The 17,087-nt window shown below is 72.9% G+C and carries 11 protein-coding genes; 3 read left to right on the plus strand and 8 right to left on the minus strand.

Annotated elements, in window-relative coordinates; translation table 11 throughout:
- Positions 1 to 270: 270 nt before the first annotated feature.
- From ACGFIM_RS05895 to ACGFIM_RS05905, 3 genes are read right to left on the minus strand one after another with little or no spacing between them, the layout of a single operon-like run.
- A complete protein-coding gene (locus tag ACGFIM_RS05895) occupies positions 271 to 1,056 on the minus strand; it encodes an enoyl-CoA hydratase/isomerase family protein (RefSeq protein WP_393195272.1) in 786 nt (261 codons plus the stop codon).
- On the minus strand, positions 1,053 to 1,967 hold the full coding sequence (locus ACGFIM_RS05900; RefSeq protein ID WP_393195275.1) for an alpha/beta hydrolase: 915 nt from the start codon (positions 1,965 to 1,967) through the stop codon (positions 1,053 to 1,055). The genes ACGFIM_RS05895 and ACGFIM_RS05900 overlap by 4 nt, the downstream gene beginning before the upstream one ends.
- A gap of 9 nt (positions 1,968 to 1,976) precedes the next feature.
- Positions 1,977 to 2,663 (minus strand): gamma-glutamyl-gamma-aminobutyrate hydrolase family protein, encoded by a 687-nt coding sequence (locus tag ACGFIM_RS05905; RefSeq protein ID WP_393195278.1) that lies wholly within the window; start codon positions 2,661 to 2,663, stop codon positions 1,977 to 1,979.
- A gap of 1,485 nt (positions 2,664 to 4,148) precedes the next feature.
- Here ACGFIM_RS05905 and ACGFIM_RS05910 point away from each other — a divergent pair.
- Complete coding sequence (locus ACGFIM_RS05910) at positions 4,149 to 5,267, plus strand: globin domain-containing protein (RefSeq protein WP_393195281.1); 1,119 nt, start codon at positions 4,149 to 4,151, stop codon at positions 5,265 to 5,267.
- 74 nt (positions 5,268 to 5,341) lie between these two features.
- Positions 5,342 to 6,778: a sialidase family protein gene (locus ACGFIM_RS05915; RefSeq protein ID WP_393195284.1), complete on the plus strand. Its 1,437-nt coding sequence runs from the start codon at positions 5,342 to 5,344 to the stop codon at positions 6,776 to 6,778.
- Here ACGFIM_RS05915 and ACGFIM_RS05920 read toward each other — a convergent pair.
- Positions 6,765 to 7,601, minus strand: coding sequence for a helix-turn-helix domain-containing protein (locus ACGFIM_RS05920; RefSeq protein WP_393195287.1), 837 nt, complete (start codon positions 7,599 to 7,601; stop codon positions 6,765 to 6,767). The genes ACGFIM_RS05915 and ACGFIM_RS05920 overlap by 14 nt on opposite strands.
- A 142-nt stretch (positions 7,602 to 7,743) precedes the next feature.
- Here ACGFIM_RS05920 and ACGFIM_RS05925 point away from each other — a divergent pair, with 142 nt between their 5' ends.
- Positions 7,744 to 8,826: a WD40/YVTN/BNR-like repeat-containing protein gene (locus ACGFIM_RS05925; RefSeq protein ID WP_393195290.1), complete on the plus strand. Its 1,083-nt coding sequence runs from the start codon at positions 7,744 to 7,746 to the stop codon at positions 8,824 to 8,826.
- 141 nt (positions 8,827 to 8,967) lie between these two features.
- On the opposite strand, the gene thyX is transcribed toward ACGFIM_RS05925, so the two are convergent.
- The 4 genes from thyX to ACGFIM_RS05945 all read right to left on the minus strand — a co-directional run bounded on the left by thyX (position 8,968) and on the right by ACGFIM_RS05945 (position 16,716).
- Positions 8,968 to 9,750 carry an FAD-dependent thymidylate synthase gene (gene thyX / locus ACGFIM_RS05930; RefSeq protein WP_393195293.1) on the minus strand — a complete coding sequence of 261 codons (783 nt, stop codon included), beginning with the start codon at positions 9,748 to 9,750 and terminating at the stop codon, positions 8,968 to 8,970.
- Between the two features lie 166 nt (positions 9,751 to 9,916).
- Positions 9,917 to 12,547, minus strand: coding sequence for a M4 family metallopeptidase (locus tag ACGFIM_RS05935; RefSeq protein ID WP_393195296.1), 2,631 nt, complete (start codon positions 12,545 to 12,547; stop codon positions 9,917 to 9,919).
- Positions 12,548 to 13,374: 827 nt separating this feature from the next.
- Entirely contained in the window at positions 13,375 to 14,544 is a 1,170-nt protein-coding gene (locus ACGFIM_RS05940; RefSeq protein WP_393195299.1) for an amidohydrolase family protein, read from the minus strand.
- Positions 14,545 to 14,589: 45 nt separating this feature from the next.
- Entirely contained in the window at positions 14,590 to 16,716 is a 2,127-nt protein-coding gene (locus ACGFIM_RS05945; protein ID WP_393195302.1) for an anthranilate synthase component I, read from the minus strand.
- Positions 16,717 to 17,087 lie beyond the last annotated feature (371 nt).

A 17,087-nucleotide genomic window follows, 5' to 3' on the forward strand; every position in this document is an offset into this window, starting at 1 on the left:
GTAGCGATCACGTCCCTGGTCCCGCCATGTCGGCGAAGGGTGGACCGGCCGGTGGGCTGGTCGCCGCGGCCGTGGTCGCGGCGGCTTGCTGACCTCCTCCCCCTGCGCGTGGACGCCCGACGGTCACGCGGGCCGCCAAAAAGATCTCGGCGCTGCGTGCCGGGGCGGCGTTCTCGACCTCGACGGGCAGATGCCCGCTCGCGCCGTCGTCGCCCACGCGCCCCGACTACCCGAGCGGCGGGAAAGCACACCCCACCAGGGCGGATGAGCTCAGCCGAATGCGGGCGGCCGCTTCTCGCGCAGCGCGCGCACGCCCTCGGCGGCGTCGGCGCCGGTGAAACCGAGGAACTCCATGGCGAGCGAGGCGTCGAACGACGGCCCCGCCAGGCGCAGCCAGTTGTTGAGCGAGTACTTCGTCAGCCTGATCGCGTCCTGCGCGCCGGAGGCGAGCCGGACCGCGATCTCCATCGCCCGCTCGTGCACCTGGTCGTCGTCGACGCACAGGCTGACCAGGCCCATCCGCTCGGCCTGCTCGCCGGTGACCGGCTCGCACAGCAGCAGGTGGTATTTCGCCTTGGCCATGCCGCACAGCAGCGGCCAGACGATGGCGGCGTGGTCGCCGGCCGCGACACCGAGCCGGGTGTGGCCGTCGATGATCCGGGCCGTACGGCCGGCCACGGAGATGTCGGCGAGCAGCGCCACCGCGAGCCCCGCGCCGACGGCCGGGCCCTGGATGGCGGAGACGATGGGCTTGGAGCAGTTGAGGACGTTGTAGACGATGTCGCGGGCCTCGGCGAACACCCGCATCCGGGTGCCGTGGTCGCGCATCATGTCCTCGATCATGGACAGGTCGCCGCCCGCGGAGAACGCGGTGCCCTCTCCCCTGACCACGATCGCGCGCACGGACTCGTCGCGGTCGGCGTCGCGCCAGATCTCGCCCAGCTCGCGGTGCGCGGTGGCGTCGACGGCGTTGAGCCTGGCGGGCTCGCTGATCGTGACGCGCAGCACCCCGTCGGCGGGGGTGTCGAGCCGCAGCTTGGTGTAGGCGTCCTTCACAGGTGCTCCCGGAGCCGCTCCGCCACGTACTCGCGGGCCTCGACGGCCTGGTCGAACAGGCCCGGCAGGACGAAGAAGCCGTGGACCGCGCCGTCGAACCTGCGCAGCTCGGCGGGCACACCGGCCTCGCCGAGGCGGGCGGCGTAGCGCTCGCCCTCGTCTCTGAGCACGTCGTACTCGGCGGTGATGACGGTGGCGGAGGCCAGGCCGGACACGTCGGGCAGGCGCAGCGGGGACAGGCGCGGGTCGGCGGGATCGACGCCGTCGGCGTACTGGCGGTAGAACCAGGCCATGTCGGCGGCGTCGAGGCCATAGCCCTTGGCGTTCTCGGTGTAGCTGGGCGTGTCCATAGCGGCGTCGAGCACCGGGTAGACGAGCACCTGGTGCGACAGTGTCAGGCCGGCGTCGCGGGCCTGCCAGGCGGCCACGGCGGCGAGATTCGCCCCCGCACTGTCGCCGAGCACGGCGACGCTGCCGTTGCTCTGGTAGAAGGCCGGGCGGGCGAACAGGTCGCGGACGACCGTCCACGCGTCGTCGACCGCGGCGGGGAACGGGTTCTCCGGCGCCAGGCGGTAGTCGACGGAGACCACCACGGCGCCGGTGCGGATGGCGAGGTCGCGGGCCGTCGCGTCGTTGCGCTTGACACTGCCGAAGACCCAGCCCCCGCCGTGGAAGTAGACCACGACCGGCAGCGGACCGTCGCCGGGGTCGGCGCGGTAGATGCGGATGGGCACGCCCTCGGCCACCTCGTCGCGGACGAACGGCAGCTTGGTCAGCGGCCCCCGATGGACGGCCATGGGGTCGGTCGCGCGCATCTCCTGGATGGCGGCCAGGTCGAGGCTTGCCAGCCCGTCCTCGGGGCCGGCCTGGATCCGGGCGACGTAATCCCGCGCCTGGGGGTGCAGCGGCATGATCGCAGCCTATCGGGCCGCCTCGATGAACGCATCGAAGAGCCGGTTGTCGGTGCCGCGTTCCGGATGCCACTGGACGCCGACGCCGAAGCGGTGCCCCTGCAGCTCGATGCCCTCGACGATCTGGTCCTCGGCCCAGGCCACGGCGAGCAGGCCGGTGCCGAGCCTGCGTACGGACTGGCGGTGCGGCGCGCTGACCTCGACGCGGTCGCCGACGGCCTTGCCGAGCTTGCTGGTGACGCTGACCTGGATGACGTGGGGCCCGTCGGGCTCGGAGTGGCGGTCGCTGTCCAGCACGTCCGGCAGCCACGGGATGAGCGTGCCGCCCTGGGCGACGTTGAGCACGTGCATGCCCCGGCCGATCGCGAGGACGGGCAGGTCGGCCTCGATGGCGGCCCTGGCCAGTGCCAGCTCGAAGCGGTCGCGGTGGGGCTGGGGCTCGTCGGCCCTGGCGTCCTGCTCGCCGTTGTAGGTGTCGGCGCCCAGCTCCGCGCCGCCGGCCAGGACGATGCCGCGCAGGCCGCTCACGTAGTCGCCGGCCGAGCTCGGGGCGATGGGCGGCAGCACGACGGGCGCGCCGCCGGCCCGGCCGACCGCCTTGGCGTAGGAGGGGGGAGACAGCACGGCCTCGCGTACCCAGTCGCCCCAGCGGGCGGCCTCCCAGTAGGCGGTGATGCCGATCAGCGGTCGGGACATGCGATCTCCAGTGGCATGGTGGAGTTCGTACGGCCGCCATCCGCCGAGGTGCGGCGGCGGCCCCATGCATCCCCCATCATGGCGCACAGTCTTTCCGATATGTCACCCCTTTGAAGATCCGTCCCCCGGCCTCACCCATCACCCCTTTCCACGGCCGTCCGAGCCGCCTCCCAGGGCGAACCGAGCGACGCCCTCCCCAGCCCACCCGCCGCGGCCCCACCGTGGCGGCGGATTCCTCCGGCACACGATCGGTTCTCTGACGCACGAGCGGTTCTCCGTTGCACGAGCGGTTCTCTGACGCACGAGCGGTTCTCTGACGCGCGAGGCGGATCCTCCGGCGCGCCAAACGCCGCCGCCCGGCTCGCACTCCCCCGGCCGCCTGCCTCGCCGTCCTCGGCCGGGCCCGGGAGGGCTCCCCCGGCCTGCCGGGACCGGAAGGCTCCTGGGCCTGCCGGGACCGGAGTGCTCCTGGGCCCGCCGGAGCGGCGGACCTCCCACAGCCCACCCACCGTGCCTCCCCGGCCCTGTCGCGGCAGCGGACCTCGCTCATCCGGCCCGCCGCCCTCTCCCGAGGCGGCCAGGATGGCGGCTTCCCGCCAGCACACGGAGCATCGCCGCCCGGCCGGCTCCCTGCCACCCAGCCGCCCCTCCCCACCACCCCACTCACGCTCCCCAGCCGAGACCGAGCCCAGGCCGGGGTCGGGACCGGGACCGGGGCCGGGGTGGTCCCGGCCAGCCGGGGCGGCGGCTCTCCGCCTTGCGTGCGGAGCGTCACCGCCCAGCGGCCCAGCCTGCACCCCCGCACACACCCCCACCCCACACCCGGAGCCTCACCGCCCAGCGGCCCAGCCTGCACCCTCGCACACACGCCTCCGCCCCGTGCACGGAGTGTCGCCGCCCTGGTCGCTTCCCCGCCGCCCGACCGGCCCTTCCCCGCCGCCCGGGTCGCTCTCCCCGACCGAGCCGAGACCGGGATCCAGGACGAGGCCGGGGCTGGAATCGGGGCCGGAGCCGGGATCGGGCCGGGGGCTGGGCCAGGGTGAGGGCGGCTCCACGCCAGCCCTCCTGGCCGACCGGGGTGGCGCGGGTGGGGGCGGCGCGTTGGGCCGTGTGTCCCGCCCAGGCGGTCGGAGGCCTGTCCGGTCAGGGTGGTGGGGGCGGCAGGCGTTGCGACGTTCGGGTGGGTGCCGTGATCCGTGTCAATGCACCAAGAAAATCGACGTTCAATATGAAGATTATTTCTGTTCGTCTTTCGAGACCGTAATTCACATGTCGCCGAACGCGGAGAATCACGGATCCATTACGGATAGTTCAGCTTCGCACCGTATTGGGCGAAACGGTTGTGGGGGGTCATCGCCGGTGTAACACTCGATTTCGAGCGTACGGACATGCCGGGGAGGGGTCCCGCGCTCATGACCCGGAACGTCAGGGAGGTGAACGGCGAGGGCCGGAATGCGTTTCCGGTCAAGGGGTGGGGTTGTTTTCATGACGTTGAATCCGCGCCTGGTCAAGGAGAGTTTCTCGCTCGTCGAACCCGTGGCCGACAAGGCCACGGCCTACTTCTACGGCCGCTTGTTCGCCGAGAACCCGCACTTGCGGAGCATGTTCCCGCCTGCCATGAACGTGCAGCGGGACCGGCTGTTCAGCGCGCTGACCAGGATCGTGTGGAGCCTGGACAGCCCGGAGGGCATGGCCGCCTATCTCGGGCAGCTCGGCCGCGACCATCGCAAGTACGGCGTCGTCGCCGAGCACTACACGGCCGTGGGCAACGCCCTGCTGGCCACGATCCGCCGCTTCGCCGCCGAGGTCTGGAACGACGAGATCGAGGCGGCCTGGACCGCGGCGTTCGCCGAGGCGTCCAAGCTCATGATCGAGGCGGCCGAGTCGGACGCGGGCACCTCGCCCGCGTGGTGGCTGGCCGAGGTCGTGGACCACGAGCTGCGCCACCGCGACATCGCGGTCATCACGTTGCGCCCGGCGCAGCCGCTGCCGTACACGCCGGGACAGTACGTCACCGTGCAGACCGCGCGCTGGCCGCGCGTGTGGCGGATGTTCTCGATCGCCAACGCGCCGCGCGAGGATCACATGATCAAGCTGCACGTACGGTCGGTGCCCGGCGGCTGGGTCTCGACCGCGCTGATCCGGCACACCCGCATCGGCGACACGCTCATGCTGGGCCAGGCCATGGGCACGATGACGCCGTGCGAGCACAGCGAGCGCGACGTGCTGTGCGTGGCGGGCGGCACCGGCCTTGCGCCGCTGAAGGCGATCGTGGAGCACATCATCGCCTCCGGCCGCCGTCCCAACATCCACCTGCTGTTCGGCGCGCGCACCGCCGCCGAGCTGTACGACCTGCCGGACCTGATCAGGATGCAGTCGTCGTTCCCGTGGCTGCGGGTGCTGCCCGTGGTGTCGGACGAGCCCGGCTACGAGGGCATGCGGGGCCATCTGCCCGAGGTGACCCAGCGCTTCCACTCCTGGTCGGAGCACGACGTGTACGTGTGCGGCCCGTCCGCGATGGTCGACGAGACCGTGCGCCGCCTGCAGGGTGACGGCGTCCCGCCGGCCCGCATACACCGGGACGTGGTGCACGGCGAACGCTGACAACTCACTCGAAAGGTTGACAATCGGGCGGGGAAGAGGCCATCTGGAGATGATCCCCTTCGTGGAGGTGGAGCGTGCCTCTTCCCGCCCGGCGCCGCGTGATCGGCGGGCTCGTGGCCGTCCTCGCGGCGGCGCCGCTGGTCACGTCCGTCCCCGCCACGGCCGCCGGAGCGGCGTCGGAGGCGGTCCCGCTCACCGAGATCGGCGTCCCCGAGGGGCGTTCAGGACCGCAGGGCGGGGCCGACACCTACGAGTGGGACGGCGTGATCGTGGCGGCGCACCAGGTCGGGCGCTTATCCGACGGAGGGGCGGCCGGCATCGCGTTCGCGACCTCCGGTGACGCCGGCGCCACCTGGACGCGCGGCGTGTTGCCCGGGATCACCACGGCGGCGGGCGGCGTGCACGCGCGCACCGCCGACCCCTCCGTGGCCTACGACGCCGCGCACGGCGTGTGGCTGATCACCTCGCTGGGACTGTCCGACGACGGCGGGGTGTCCGGTGCGGCGGTGCTGACCAGCCGCTCCACCGACGGGGTGGCCTGGTCGCCGCCCGTCGTCACCGCCGTGGGCGGCGACCTCGACAAGAGCTGGGTGGTCTGCGACAACGGGGAACGCAGCCCGCACCGGGGGCAGTGCTACGCCGTCTTCGACGACCACGCGGCGGGGAACGCGATCAGGGTGGCGCGCTCGTCCGACGGCGGCCTGTCGTGGTCGGTCACCGCCACGGAGGCCACGGGGCTCGGCGGGCAGCCGGTGGTGCGGCCCAACGGGACCGTGGTGGTGCCGTATCTGAGCAACGACGGCGAGATCCGCTCCATCCGCTCCCGCGACGGAGGCACCGCCTGGAGCGAGAGCGTGCCCGTCTCGCGGGTGCAGCGGCACACGCCGGCGGGCGGGTTGCACGCCCTGCCGCTGCCGTCGGCCGGGACCGACGCCGCCGGCACGGTGTACGTCGCCTGGCACGACTGCCGCTTCCAGCACGGCTGCGCCGGCAACGACATCGTGCTCAGCACGTCGGCCGACGGCGAGAAGTGGGGCGACGTGCTGCGGGTCACCGCGGACGGCGGCGACCACGTGATCCCGGGGCTGGGCGTGGACCGCACGAGCGACGGCGAGCACGCGCGGCTCGCGGTGACCTACTACCGCTACGCCGACGCCGCCTGCGTGCCCGCCACCTGCCGGCTCACCGTCGGCCACACCTCGTCGGCCAACGGCGGCGCGAGCTGGTCGGCGCCGCTGGAGCTGCACGGGCCGATGGCGGTCGGCTGGCTGGCGCTCACCGGCCAGGGCAGGAGCGTGGGCGACTACATTTCCACCTCGGTCGTGCCTGGCGGCAACGCCTTCCCCGCCTTCGCCGTCGCAGCACCGCCCGCGAACGGGACGCCCGACGTGCGCACGCACACCGTCACCGGCGGCCTGCCGATCGTGCCGGGCCCGCAGCCGCTGGTCTCGATCGAGGCCGCGGTGGCCACCGGCGAACCGCCGCCCGCGCTGCCGCTCACCGCCCGCTGACCTGCGCGCCGGCCCGGGCGCGCAGCGCGGCGGCCGTCTCCTCGTCGGCGGGCCAGAACGTCTCGATCGCCAGCTCGGACACCGTGACGTCCATCGGCGTGCCGAACGTCGCGATCGTGGTGAACAGCGACAGCACCCGATCCCCCGCCGCCACGCGCATCGGCACCAGGATGTCGGACGGGCCCGGCAGGTGCGTCACCACGCCCGGGCCGGCGTCCGATACGGCGTTCGGATAGGTGTAGGCGGCGAGCTCGTCGTGCAGCTCGGCCAGCCGCCCGTCGCCCGACGCCTCGGCCTGCCGGCGGAGCTGGCGCAGCGCGTAGGCGCGTACCTCGGCGAGGTTGAGCAGCCGCCCGCCCAGGGCGTCGGGGTGCAGCGACAGCCGCATCACGTTGACCGGCTCCTTGAGCAGCTCCTCCGGCACGCCCTCCAGGAACAGCCCGGCCGCCGCGTTGGCCGCCACCAGGTTCCACGCCGCGTCCACCACGACCGCCGGATACGGCTCGTGCCCCGCGAGTATCGTGTCCAGCGCCTGCCTGACGGCCTCCAGCTCGGGCGCGCGCACCTCACGTTCCGGGTAGATCGGGGCGAACCCCGCGGCCACCAGCAGCCGGTTGCGGTGCCGCAGCGGCACGTCCAGCTCCTCGGCCAGCCGCATCACCATCTCCCGGCTGGGCCTCGCCCTCCCCGTCTCGAGAAAGCTGACGTGGCGGGCCGACACCCCCGCCTCGATGGCCAGGTCGAGCTGGCTCACCCGGCGCCGCTGCCGCCACGAGCGCAGCAGCGAACCGAAGGACTCCTCATGTACGGCGACCGCTTCCATGCCGCCCACGTTAGGCGATCACGGGGAAGCGCCTCGATTACCTCTCAGGTAAGCGGCGACCCGCGCACCGAACCTCCCGATCCTCGGGAACTGTCGGTGGCGCGTGTCACGATGGCCGGCAAGCGAACATAGGAGCGAAGTCATGAGTGACGCACTGCTCGCGGTCGGCACCCGCAAGGGCCTGTTCCTGGCCCTGTCGAAGGGCGGCGGCCCGTTCGAGGTCCAGCCGATCCGGTTCTCGTCGATCGCCGTCCACTCGGTGGCGATCGACACCACCGGCGGCACCACGCCCCGGCTGCTGGCCGGGATCGAGTACGGCCACTTCGGCCCGTCGGTCATGTACTCCGACGACCTCGGCGCCACCTGGCACGAGGCGGACAAGCCGCCCGTCGCCTTCCCGGAGAAGACCGGCGCGACGCTCGCCAAGGTCTGGCAGCTCGCGCCCTCGCCGTCCGAGCCCGGCGTGGTGTGGGCGGGGGCCGAGCCCGCGGCGCTGTTCCGCTCAGAAGACCGCGGCGTCACCTACCGGCTCGTCGAGGGCCTGTGGGAGCATCCGCACCGCGAGCGGTGGGAGCCGGGCGGCGGCGGGCTGTGCCTGCACACGATCGTCACCCATCCCACCGACCCCAAGGTCATGGCGGTGGCCGTCTCGGCGGCCGGGTTCTACCGCACGGCCGACGGCGGGCTGTCGTGGGAGGCGGCCAACAAGAACATCAGGGCGCCGTTCATGCCGGAGGGGCAGCAATATCCGGAGTTCGGGCAGTGCGTCCACAAGGTGGCGATACACCCGTCCCATCCCGGGCGGCTCTACCTCCAGCACCACTTCGGCGTCTACCGCAGCGACGACTTCGGCGGCACCTGGCGCGACATCGGCGCGTCGCTGCCGTCCGACTTCGGCTTCCCCATCGCGGTCCATCCGTCGCGGCCCGACACGGTCTACGTGCTGCCGCTCCACGCCGACATGGACCGCACGCCGGTCGGCCACCGCTACCGCGTCCACCGCACCGACGACGGCGGCGCCACCTGGCAGGCGTTCTCCGACGGGCTGCCCGACGGGCCGGTCTACTCCACCGTGCTGCGCGACGCGATGACCGCCTCGCCCGCCGGGGTGTTCTTCGGCACCCGATCGGGCGAGGTCTACGCCTCGCGCGACGACGGCGAGACGTGGTCCACGGTCGCCCGCCACCTGCCCGACGTGCTCACGGTGCGCGCCGCGGTGCTCTGAGCCCTGGCCGGGCCCGCGGCGCGCCCCGCGCCCGCTTCGCGCGGGCACGGCGCGGGTCGCGGCGGATGCGCGGGGCATGGGCTCGCGGCGGATGCGCGGGCGTGGGTTCGCGGCGGCCGCGTGCGGGCCTGCGGCGGGTGGTCAGACCTTGCGCCAGCCGGGGATCCAGGCGCCGTCCTCGACGACGTAGTCGCCGAAGAGCGCGGGCGCCTCCTTGCGCATCAGCTCGCCGATGCGCTGGAACAGCAGGCGGATCTCCTCCTCCGCGCCGGCCGCGGTGCGGGCCTCGATGGTGTGCCGCAGCGTGCGCACGTTCGCGGTCCACACCAGGCCCGTCGCCACGCCCTCGGGGGCGAAGCGGCGCATGAACGACGTGCGGTGCTTCTTCTCCGAGAACGGCACACCCTCCTCGTCGAGCCCGAAGTGCTGGGCCATCCAGAGCTGGAACTGCTCGAGCTGCTCCAGCACGGCCGTGGCCCGCTTCATCAGCTCCTCGTCCTCGCGCGCCCACTCGGGGAACCAGAACGGCAGCTCGTCGAGGCGGACGAAGCGCAGCGACTCCTGCGAGATGGCCACGCCGGGCCGGTGACGCACCAGCTCGTGGGTCAGCACCCGGCTCACGTTGTGCAGCACGAAGCTGAAGCTGATGTGCTCGAGCACCGAGCCGTGCGCGCTGGCCAGGATGTTGCGCAGGTAGTCGTCCTGGTTGTCCCTGATCCGCACCACGTTGGGGTTGAGGCCGGGCTCGAACGAGCGGTAGCAGAGCCGGCCGGCGAACTCGGCGAGGTTCTGCGCGTCGAGGTCGCCGCGGTCGAGCCGCTCGAGCCAGCTCTCACCGCCGACCTCCCTGAGATAGCGGGCGAGCTCGTCGTAGTCGAGCGCCGGCCTGGCGACGATGAAGACCTCTGGTTCGACAGTGCGCATGGATAGCCCCCGCTCGGTTTCGGCAGTGTGACGGCCCTTAAGCAAACCAGGTCGGGCGGCCGTACGCGACCCGGCGCCCGCCGCCCCCCTCACTGCGGTGCGGCGGGCGCCTGTCCAGGTCGGCCCGCGTGCGCGGGCCGACGCCTGCCGGTCGCCCGGCCGTGCGTCACGCGCCGTCGCGGCAGCGCTTCGCCGGCCGGTCGCGGGTGACCAGATCGGTGTTGCCGTCGGTGCCGTCCAGCCAGACGACGGTCCTGCCGTCGCCGGAGGCGAAGAGGTCCTGCATGCCCCGGTTGCACGAGAACCGCTGCAGGGTTCCGCCGCCGAGCGGCACCTGGTGGATCTTCACCAGGATGTCGTTCGTCACCTCGGTGCCGTCGGGCCACACGCCGATGGTGGCGAACGTGTCGTTGGCGTCGAACCAGTACGCCGTGGGCGCGTCCGGGCCGTCCGGCACGACCACGGCCGTACCGGTGCCGTCGGAGGCGGCCCGCATGATGCCGTAGCGGCCGTCGCCGTTCTCGTCGTAGATCCAGGCGAGGTGCCGTCCCGTCAGGGTCGGCACCGCGCTGAACGAGCCCTGCGGCATCGGCACGACGGTCTCCGCGCCGGTCTCGAGGTCGAGGACGGCGGGAGCGCTGCGGGACGCCTCGCCCTCCGTCCAGACCTTGAGGTACGCGAGCCTGCCGCCCTTGAGCGACGGCGCGTGGCCGTGCACCCCGGCCGCGGCGGTGACGTCGACGGGCGGCGCGTCGCCGCGCTTGACCCACACCGAGTGCTCATCGTCGGGTCCGACGCCGTCCCAGGCGATCGTGTCGCCGTCGATGGCCACCGTCTCGATGACGCCACTGCCATCGTGAACGAGTCTCTCCGGCGACGAACGGTCGAGCGGGCGCGTGTGGACCCGGTAGCTCTGCCGCGTGGCGTCGAACGAGACCCACGCGGCGCTCTTGCCGTCGGTGGCCGGCATGAGGTTCCACCGGTCGTTCTCCGACAGGCGCACCGGCTTGCCACCGCTGACCCGGCCGGTGAGGATCTGGGAGGGTTCCACGACGTCGGGCGAGGAGTTCGACACCACGTACCGGCCGCCGGCCACGTCGGGCTTCGCGTACGGGTCGGTGATGCCGTCGATCAGCACGCGCGAGTCGGTGCGCAGGGCGCGCTCCCAGCCGGGCTTGATGCCGTGCCGGTCGAACGCGCGGCTCACGGTCAGCCGGTCGCGGGCGGGCAGCCCGAGCGCGCGGGCCGCCGACTCGACCGCGCGGCGGCCGTCCACGAAGTCGTCCAGCGGCGTCATGTACTCGGTGACCGCCTTGTAGACGAGCCGGTCCGCGGACGCGCCGCCGAGCGCCTCCCTGATGTCCCACAGGGCGCCCGAGAAGATCGTGGAGTTGTAGTGCACGCCGCCGTAGTCGGCGCGGATCGACATCCCGAGGTAGGACTCGCCCGCCACGCGGCCGTCGTCGAGGTCGCGGATGGCGCACTGCTCCGGCGGGAGCGTCTTGCACAGCGTCTCGCCGAGCAGGCTCGCGTGGGGGTCGGTCATCGGGATGCCGAACGCCTCCAGCTGGATGGCGTTGCCGAAGTAGTCGGCCACGCCCTCGTTGATCGCGCCAGACTGGCCGATGTAGACCAGGCCGGCGCTGTGCTCGATGACGCCGTGGGTCATCTCGTGGCCGACGACGTCGAGCCCGGAGGCGAACGGGCGGTAGTCGCCGCCGCCACTGCCGTAGATCATCTTGGTGCCGTCCCAGAAGGCGTTGGCGATCGGCTCGCCCTCCATCGTGACGTCGACCACCGAGTACATCGTGCCGCCCTGGCCGTCGAGCCCGTCGCGGCCGAGCCTGCGGTAGAACTCGTAGACCTGGCCCGCGCCCCAGTGGGCGTCCACGGCGCCGCTCGCGGCGTGCTCGGAGCCGAAGGCGGGGGTGCCGGAGCGGACGGGCTCGGCGTCCGCGGGGACGCCGAGGCCGAGCCAGGCGTTGACGTCGCCGCCCTGGGCGTCGTAGGTGAGGATCTCGCCGTCGGTGCCGTCCCACATGGGGCGGGCGCGGTCGCGCAGCTCGTAGGCGCCGTCGGCGCGCTGGTAGACGTTCAGCTCGACGCTACGGCCGTGCACGGTCTCGCCGGTGCCCGTCACCGGGCCCTCCGCGCGCAGACGGTCCACGGCGAACAGGGGCTGCCCGGAGTGGGCGTCCACGTACGCGTCGAGCAGCAGCGGCCGCCCGGCGACGGGCTCGCGCCCGGTGAGCACCACGTGCCAGGCGAGCCGGCCGTCGCCGCGCGGGATCACGACCAGCTCGCCGGTCTCGGCCTTGGCGCTCTCCTTGGCCCGGCGGTCGCGGATCAAGGTGGTGCGGGCGATCGTGGCGGCGGACTCGCGGGTCACGGCGGGGGTGGTGCCGACGGTCAGCTCGGTGAGGAAGCGGCCGCCCGCGCCGACGACCTCGCGCCGGTCGCCGTTCTTGCGGAAGTGCACGAGGTAGTGGGCGCCGAAGACGGGCACGCCCCGGTGGCGCTGGGCGAACCTGACCGTCTCGTCCGCGCCGTCCACGACGGTCCCGAGCGGGGCGAGGTCGGCGGGGTCGATGTGGTAGCGGGGATCGGCCAGGTGCGCCTTGGCCGCCGCCACCGGATCGCCCGCCTGCGCCGGCTCGGACAGGCCGCGCACCTCGGCGGGGGCGCGGGTGCCCGCGCGCGGCTCCACCTCTGGCGGCGGATCATCGGCTGCGGCGGTGCCGGGCGCGGCCAGTGCCAGGCATAACGCGGCCACGAGGGTGATGCGACGCCAGGACACGACACCTCCAGAGGCTAGGTTGTCTGGCGTTTCCGATCATGACAGCGCTTTTTACAAATCGACAAGAGTTATTGGATGGGGCGAAATCAGGAAATGTGGATTTTTATATTGATTTTTCAGGCCGTACGCGGATCGAAGCCGCACGTCAGCGCCACTCCGGGGGCCTCTGGCACACGTCAGTGAACACTTTCGGACGACAACCACACGACCGCAGGGGCCAGGCAGCGCTCGCCGCCCCGCAGCCCCGGAGGAGACGCGAGGGGGCGGACCGGCGCTCGCCCGCACGTGGCGCAAGCGCGGAGCACGTCGGCGCCGCACCACCCGCAGCCCACCCTCCCGCCCCGACGCGACGCTGATGTAAGCACACCCACAGCGCACCGAACGGCACTCACCCTCCCCGCCTCTGCGTGACGCAGACGCAAACACGCCCACGCCACTCCGACCGGCGCCTCGCCTCCTGCCCTCAGGCCCAGGCACGCCAACAGCGCACCGACCGGTCCCTGGCACCGCGCGGGCGGGGGGACTGCCCGTGTCGCACCGGCCGGTCCCGGCACGCTGAGGCGCTCAGGGTTCGGGCGCATCGCATGCCGGGCTCGCCCCGCCCGGCACGGTCAGGCTCTCCGGGCGTGCCGGCTCGCTCTGCGCCCTCACCTCAGGGCCCGCCGGGGCGGGAGCGGGGGTGCGCCGGCGCCCCAGGACGGTCGGCCGTCGCCCGGGACCGTCGAGCCTCATCCCCGTTGAGCTCAACCGCCGGTCGCAGGCGGGCGGCCGCCGACCGCGGGCGGGCAGTCGCCGGTCACAGGCGGGCAGTCGCCGGCCGCGGGCGGTCAGAGGCGGTAGATGCGGCGGGCGTTGGCGGAGCCGATCATGTGGGCGACGCGGGCGGCGTCGGCGGCGCTCCACTCCCCCGCGTCGACCCTGGCGGCCAGGGCGGCGGCCAAGGCGCGGCGGTGGGCGAGGGCGGCCAGGTAGGCGGTCTCGGCGAGGCCGCACGCGCCGGAGCCGTACAGGAGCTTGTGGAAGGGGGCCAGCTCCAGCAGCTCGTCGACGACGCGGGTGGCGGCGGCGGTGTGCGGCGGGGCGAGGCCGACGTCCACGTACACGTGCGGGAAGGCCGCCGCGAGGTGGGCGGCCTGCCGGTGGAACGGATAGCAGTGGAGCAGGATCATCGGCACGCCGAGCGGCTGGAGCGCGGCGGCGAAGGCGCTCAGCCTGGCGGGGTCCGTACGGTGCGGCTCCCCCAGCGGGCCGCCCGGCCCGCCGGCCCCGGCGAGGCCGGCGAAGCCGCAGTGGAACTGGACGGGCAGGTTGCGTTCCTTGGCCGCGTCGACGGCGCTCCAGACCAGGTAGTGCAGCAGCACGGGGTCGGTCAGCGGGGCCTTGGGGTCGGCGAGGCGCCGGTTGGCCGCCGCGATCACCGCGCCCCTGGCGGGCCGGCCAGCCTCCAGGTCGAGCCCGCACAGCGCGCCGGCGACGGTCTTGAGCGCGACCGCCCGCGCCGCCCTGGCGGTCAGCTCCTCGCCGAGGTCGTCGAGGTAGTCGACGGCGAGCTGCGCGGAGGCGGCGACGTCGCGCTCGATGTGCTCGACGCGGACCAGCTCGTCGGCGGCGGCCCCGCCGAGGCGGCCCATCTCGGCGGCGCCGAGCAGCTCGCCGTCCTGTGCCGACGAGTCGACGAGGAACGCCACCACCCCGGCACCGGCGAGCATCCGCCGGTTGACCTCGGCGGCCCCCAGCTCGGTCCTGCGGGCGAGGTAGACGGCGGGCGGGGCGTGCGGCTCCAGGTCGAGCAGCGGCCCGCACCAGCGGCGTACGGCCGTGCCGAGCGGGGTGTCGAAGTGGGTGGTGCCGGGCGGCGCGGGGCTGCCTGAGCCGCTGATGAGCAGTTCGAAGCCGGCTCGGCCGAGGTCGTCGCGCCGCACCCCGTTGCAGTGGTGGTCGACGAGCGGGGCGAGCAGCGCGTCACGCACCGTGCCGGGCAGGTCTACGGGGAGCATGCGGAGACTCTAGGGGAGCCCCGCATGCTCCCGCCCGGGTTTTACTCATCTGCGTGCGAGCCGGAGCACGTTCGCGATGATCTTCGCGCCCGCGTTGCCCTCCTGGGTGAGGATCGACTCGGGGTGGAACTGCACGGCGAAGCGCCGCCGCTCGGTGTCCTCGATGGCCATGACGTTGCCGTCGGGCGTGAGCGCGGTCGGGGTGAAGCCGACCACGCCGGGCCGCTTGGCGTGCAGCGAGTGGTAGCGGGCCGCGGTGAACTCACCGGGCAGGCCGTCCAGCAGCGCGCTCTCGGCGATCTTGGAGACCCGGCCGCGCTTGCCGTGCTCGGGGTAGTCGAGCAGCTCGAGGGTGCCGCCGGCGTGTTCGACCATGGCCTGCAGGCCGAGGCAGACGCCGAAGACGGGCAGGTCGCGGGCGTAGACCTCGTCGAGCAGCGCGGACATGCCGAAGTCGGTGGGCCAGCCGGGGCCGGGCGAGAGCACGACCAGGTCGGGCGCGATCTCGTCGATCATGTGGGTCGGGAAGCCGTGGCGCAGGGTGACGACGTCGGCTCCCTCCTGGCGGAAGTAGTCGGCCAGGGTGTTGACGAAGGAGTCCTCGTGGTCGACGAGCAGCACCTTCATGCCGAGGCCGGCCTGCTGCCTGGGCTCGGCGGCCTTGACGTCGCCCGGCCGGTTGACGGCGGCGAGCGCGCCGAGCAGGGCGCTGGCCTTCAGCTCGGTCTCGCGCTCCTCGGACTCGGGGTCGGAGTCGAACAGCAGGGTCGCGCCGGCCCTGACGGCGGCGATGCCGTCCTTGATCTGCGCGGTACGCAGGGTCAGCCCGGTGTTCATGGACCCGTCGAAGCCGATGAAGCCGATGGCGCCGCCGTACCAGCGGCGGGTGGTGGCCTCGTGGTCCTCGATGAACTGCATGGCCCACGTCTTGGGCGCGCCGGTGACGGTCACGGCCCACATGTGGGTGAGGAACGCGTCGAGCGCGTCGAACTCGGGGCGCAGCCGGCCCTCGATGTGGTCGACGGTGTGGATGAGCCGGGAGTAGAGCTCGATCTGGCGGCGGCCGATGACCTTGACGGTGCCGGGGACGCAGATGCGCGACTTGTCGTTGCGGTCGACGTCGGTGCACATGGTCAGCTCCGACTCCTCCTTCACGCTGGACAGGAGGGTGCGGATGGCCTCGGCGTCCTCGACCGGGTTGCGGCCGCGGGCGATGGTGCCGGAGATGGGGCAGGTCTCGACGCGGTCGCCGGTGACCCGGACGTACATCTCGGGTGAGGCGCCGACCAGGTGCTCGCCCTCGCCGAGGCTGATGATGAACTCGTACGGGGCGGGGTTGCTGGTGCGCAGGCTGCGATAGAAGGCCGGCGGGTCGGTGCAGACGGCGTGGAAGACCTGGCCGGGCACGACCTCGAACAGGTCGCCGCGCTTGAACTTCTCCTTGGCGGCGGCCACGACCTTGGCGTATTCGCCCTTGGGCGGGTTGGGCGGCAGCTCGCCGGGGGCGGCGGGCTTGACGATCTCGCCGGTGCGTTCGAGGCCGCGGGTGGTGGCGCCGTCGACGGTGAACTCGTAGCGGTGCTCGACGCAGGTCTCGCGCTGGCGGTCGATGACCACGAGCCGGTCGGGCAGGTGCAGCACGAGGTCGCGCTGGTCGTCGGGGCGGACGAGCTCCTGCCTGATGGGCTCGAACTGGAAGGCGAGGTCGTAGCCGAAGGCGCCGTAGAGGCCGAGATGCGGGTCGTCGCCCTTGAAGGCGGCGATGACCTCGCGGATGGCGGTGAACACGGTGGGCCTGCGGCTGCGCTGCTCCTCGGGCAGCAGGTCCTCCGACTCCGGTACGTACACCGAGACCTGGTCGGTGGTGGGGTCGGTGACGGGCTTGCCCGCGCTCAGCAGGCACGTGGTGATCGCGGGCAGCACGACCTTGCCGCGCTCGTTGAGCGCGGTCGCCGAGATCGTCCGGCCCTTGGCGACGAGCTCGATGCACGGATCCACGTAGCCGAACGCCCATCGGCTGTAGCGGCCCGGGTAGTCCATGCCGGAGGAGAAGGCGCCACCGCGCCGCTCCGACAAGGCTGAGACGATCTCTTCGAGGGCGGCCTCGTCCACCTCGCGTGTCTCGCGCTCGACACCGATGCCCCCGGCGGTGGTATATCCGCTCTTCTCCACTTCCTGCCCCTTCAAATGATCGAGCCCCGGGGGCGGACACGAGAAAGGCCGCCATCCGGGGCGGCCGTCCGTTCGTTGTGGAATGCGAAACACGCGCCGCCTAGGAGCGGCGCCACCACTGGAGCTGAGCGTGATTTCGCATGCCGTCAAGGTTAACCCCCCGACCATGATCGCGCAACGAGCCCGCTGGTGTGGCGCGTCTTCGAACAGTACCGCTCCTCGACCGCCGGCGGATCCGCGCTGCGGCGGCCGCTCCGGGCTACGGCGGCCGCTCCGGGCTGCGCCGCCTGCCCGCGCCGCCGGACGCGCCGCGGGCGCCCGGCAGACCGGCATCGAGCAGGTGGCACGGCGTGCCGGGGTGATCAGGGCCC

Origin of the sequence: Nonomuraea sp. NPDC049309 (assembly GCF_043196965.1) — a bacterium.
GTDB lineage: Bacteria > Actinomycetota > Actinomycetes > Streptosporangiales > Streptosporangiaceae > Nonomuraea > Nonomuraea fastidiosa.

Excerpts from the sequence above, each read along its gene's own strand:
- ACGFIM_RS05900 (WP_393195275.1), bottom strand. The coding sequence starts at position 1,967 with ATGCCGCTGCACCCCCAGGCGCGGGATTACGTCGCCCGGATCCAGGCC.
- ACGFIM_RS05920 (WP_393195287.1), bottom strand. The coding sequence starts at position 7,601 with ATGGAAGCGGTCGCCGTACATGAGGAGTCCTTCGGTTCGCTGCTGCGC.
- ACGFIM_RS05940 (WP_393195299.1), bottom strand. The coding sequence starts at position 14,544 with ATGCTCCCCGTAGACCTGCCCGGCACGGTGCGTGACGCGCTGCTCGCC.
- ACGFIM_RS05905 (WP_393195278.1), bottom strand. The coding sequence starts at position 2,663 with ATGTCCCGACCGCTGATCGGCATCACCGCCTACTGGGAGGCCGCCCGC.
- ACGFIM_RS05925 (WP_393195290.1), top strand. The coding sequence starts at position 7,744 with ATGAGTGACGCACTGCTCGCGGTCGGCACCCGCAAGGGCCTGTTCCTG.
- ACGFIM_RS05910 (WP_393195281.1), top strand. The coding sequence starts at position 4,149 with ATGACGTTGAATCCGCGCCTGGTCAAGGAGAGTTTCTCGCTCGTCGAA.
- thyX (WP_393195293.1), bottom strand. The coding sequence starts at position 9,750 with ATGCGCACTGTCGAACCAGAGGTCTTCATCGTCGCCAGGCCGGCGCTC.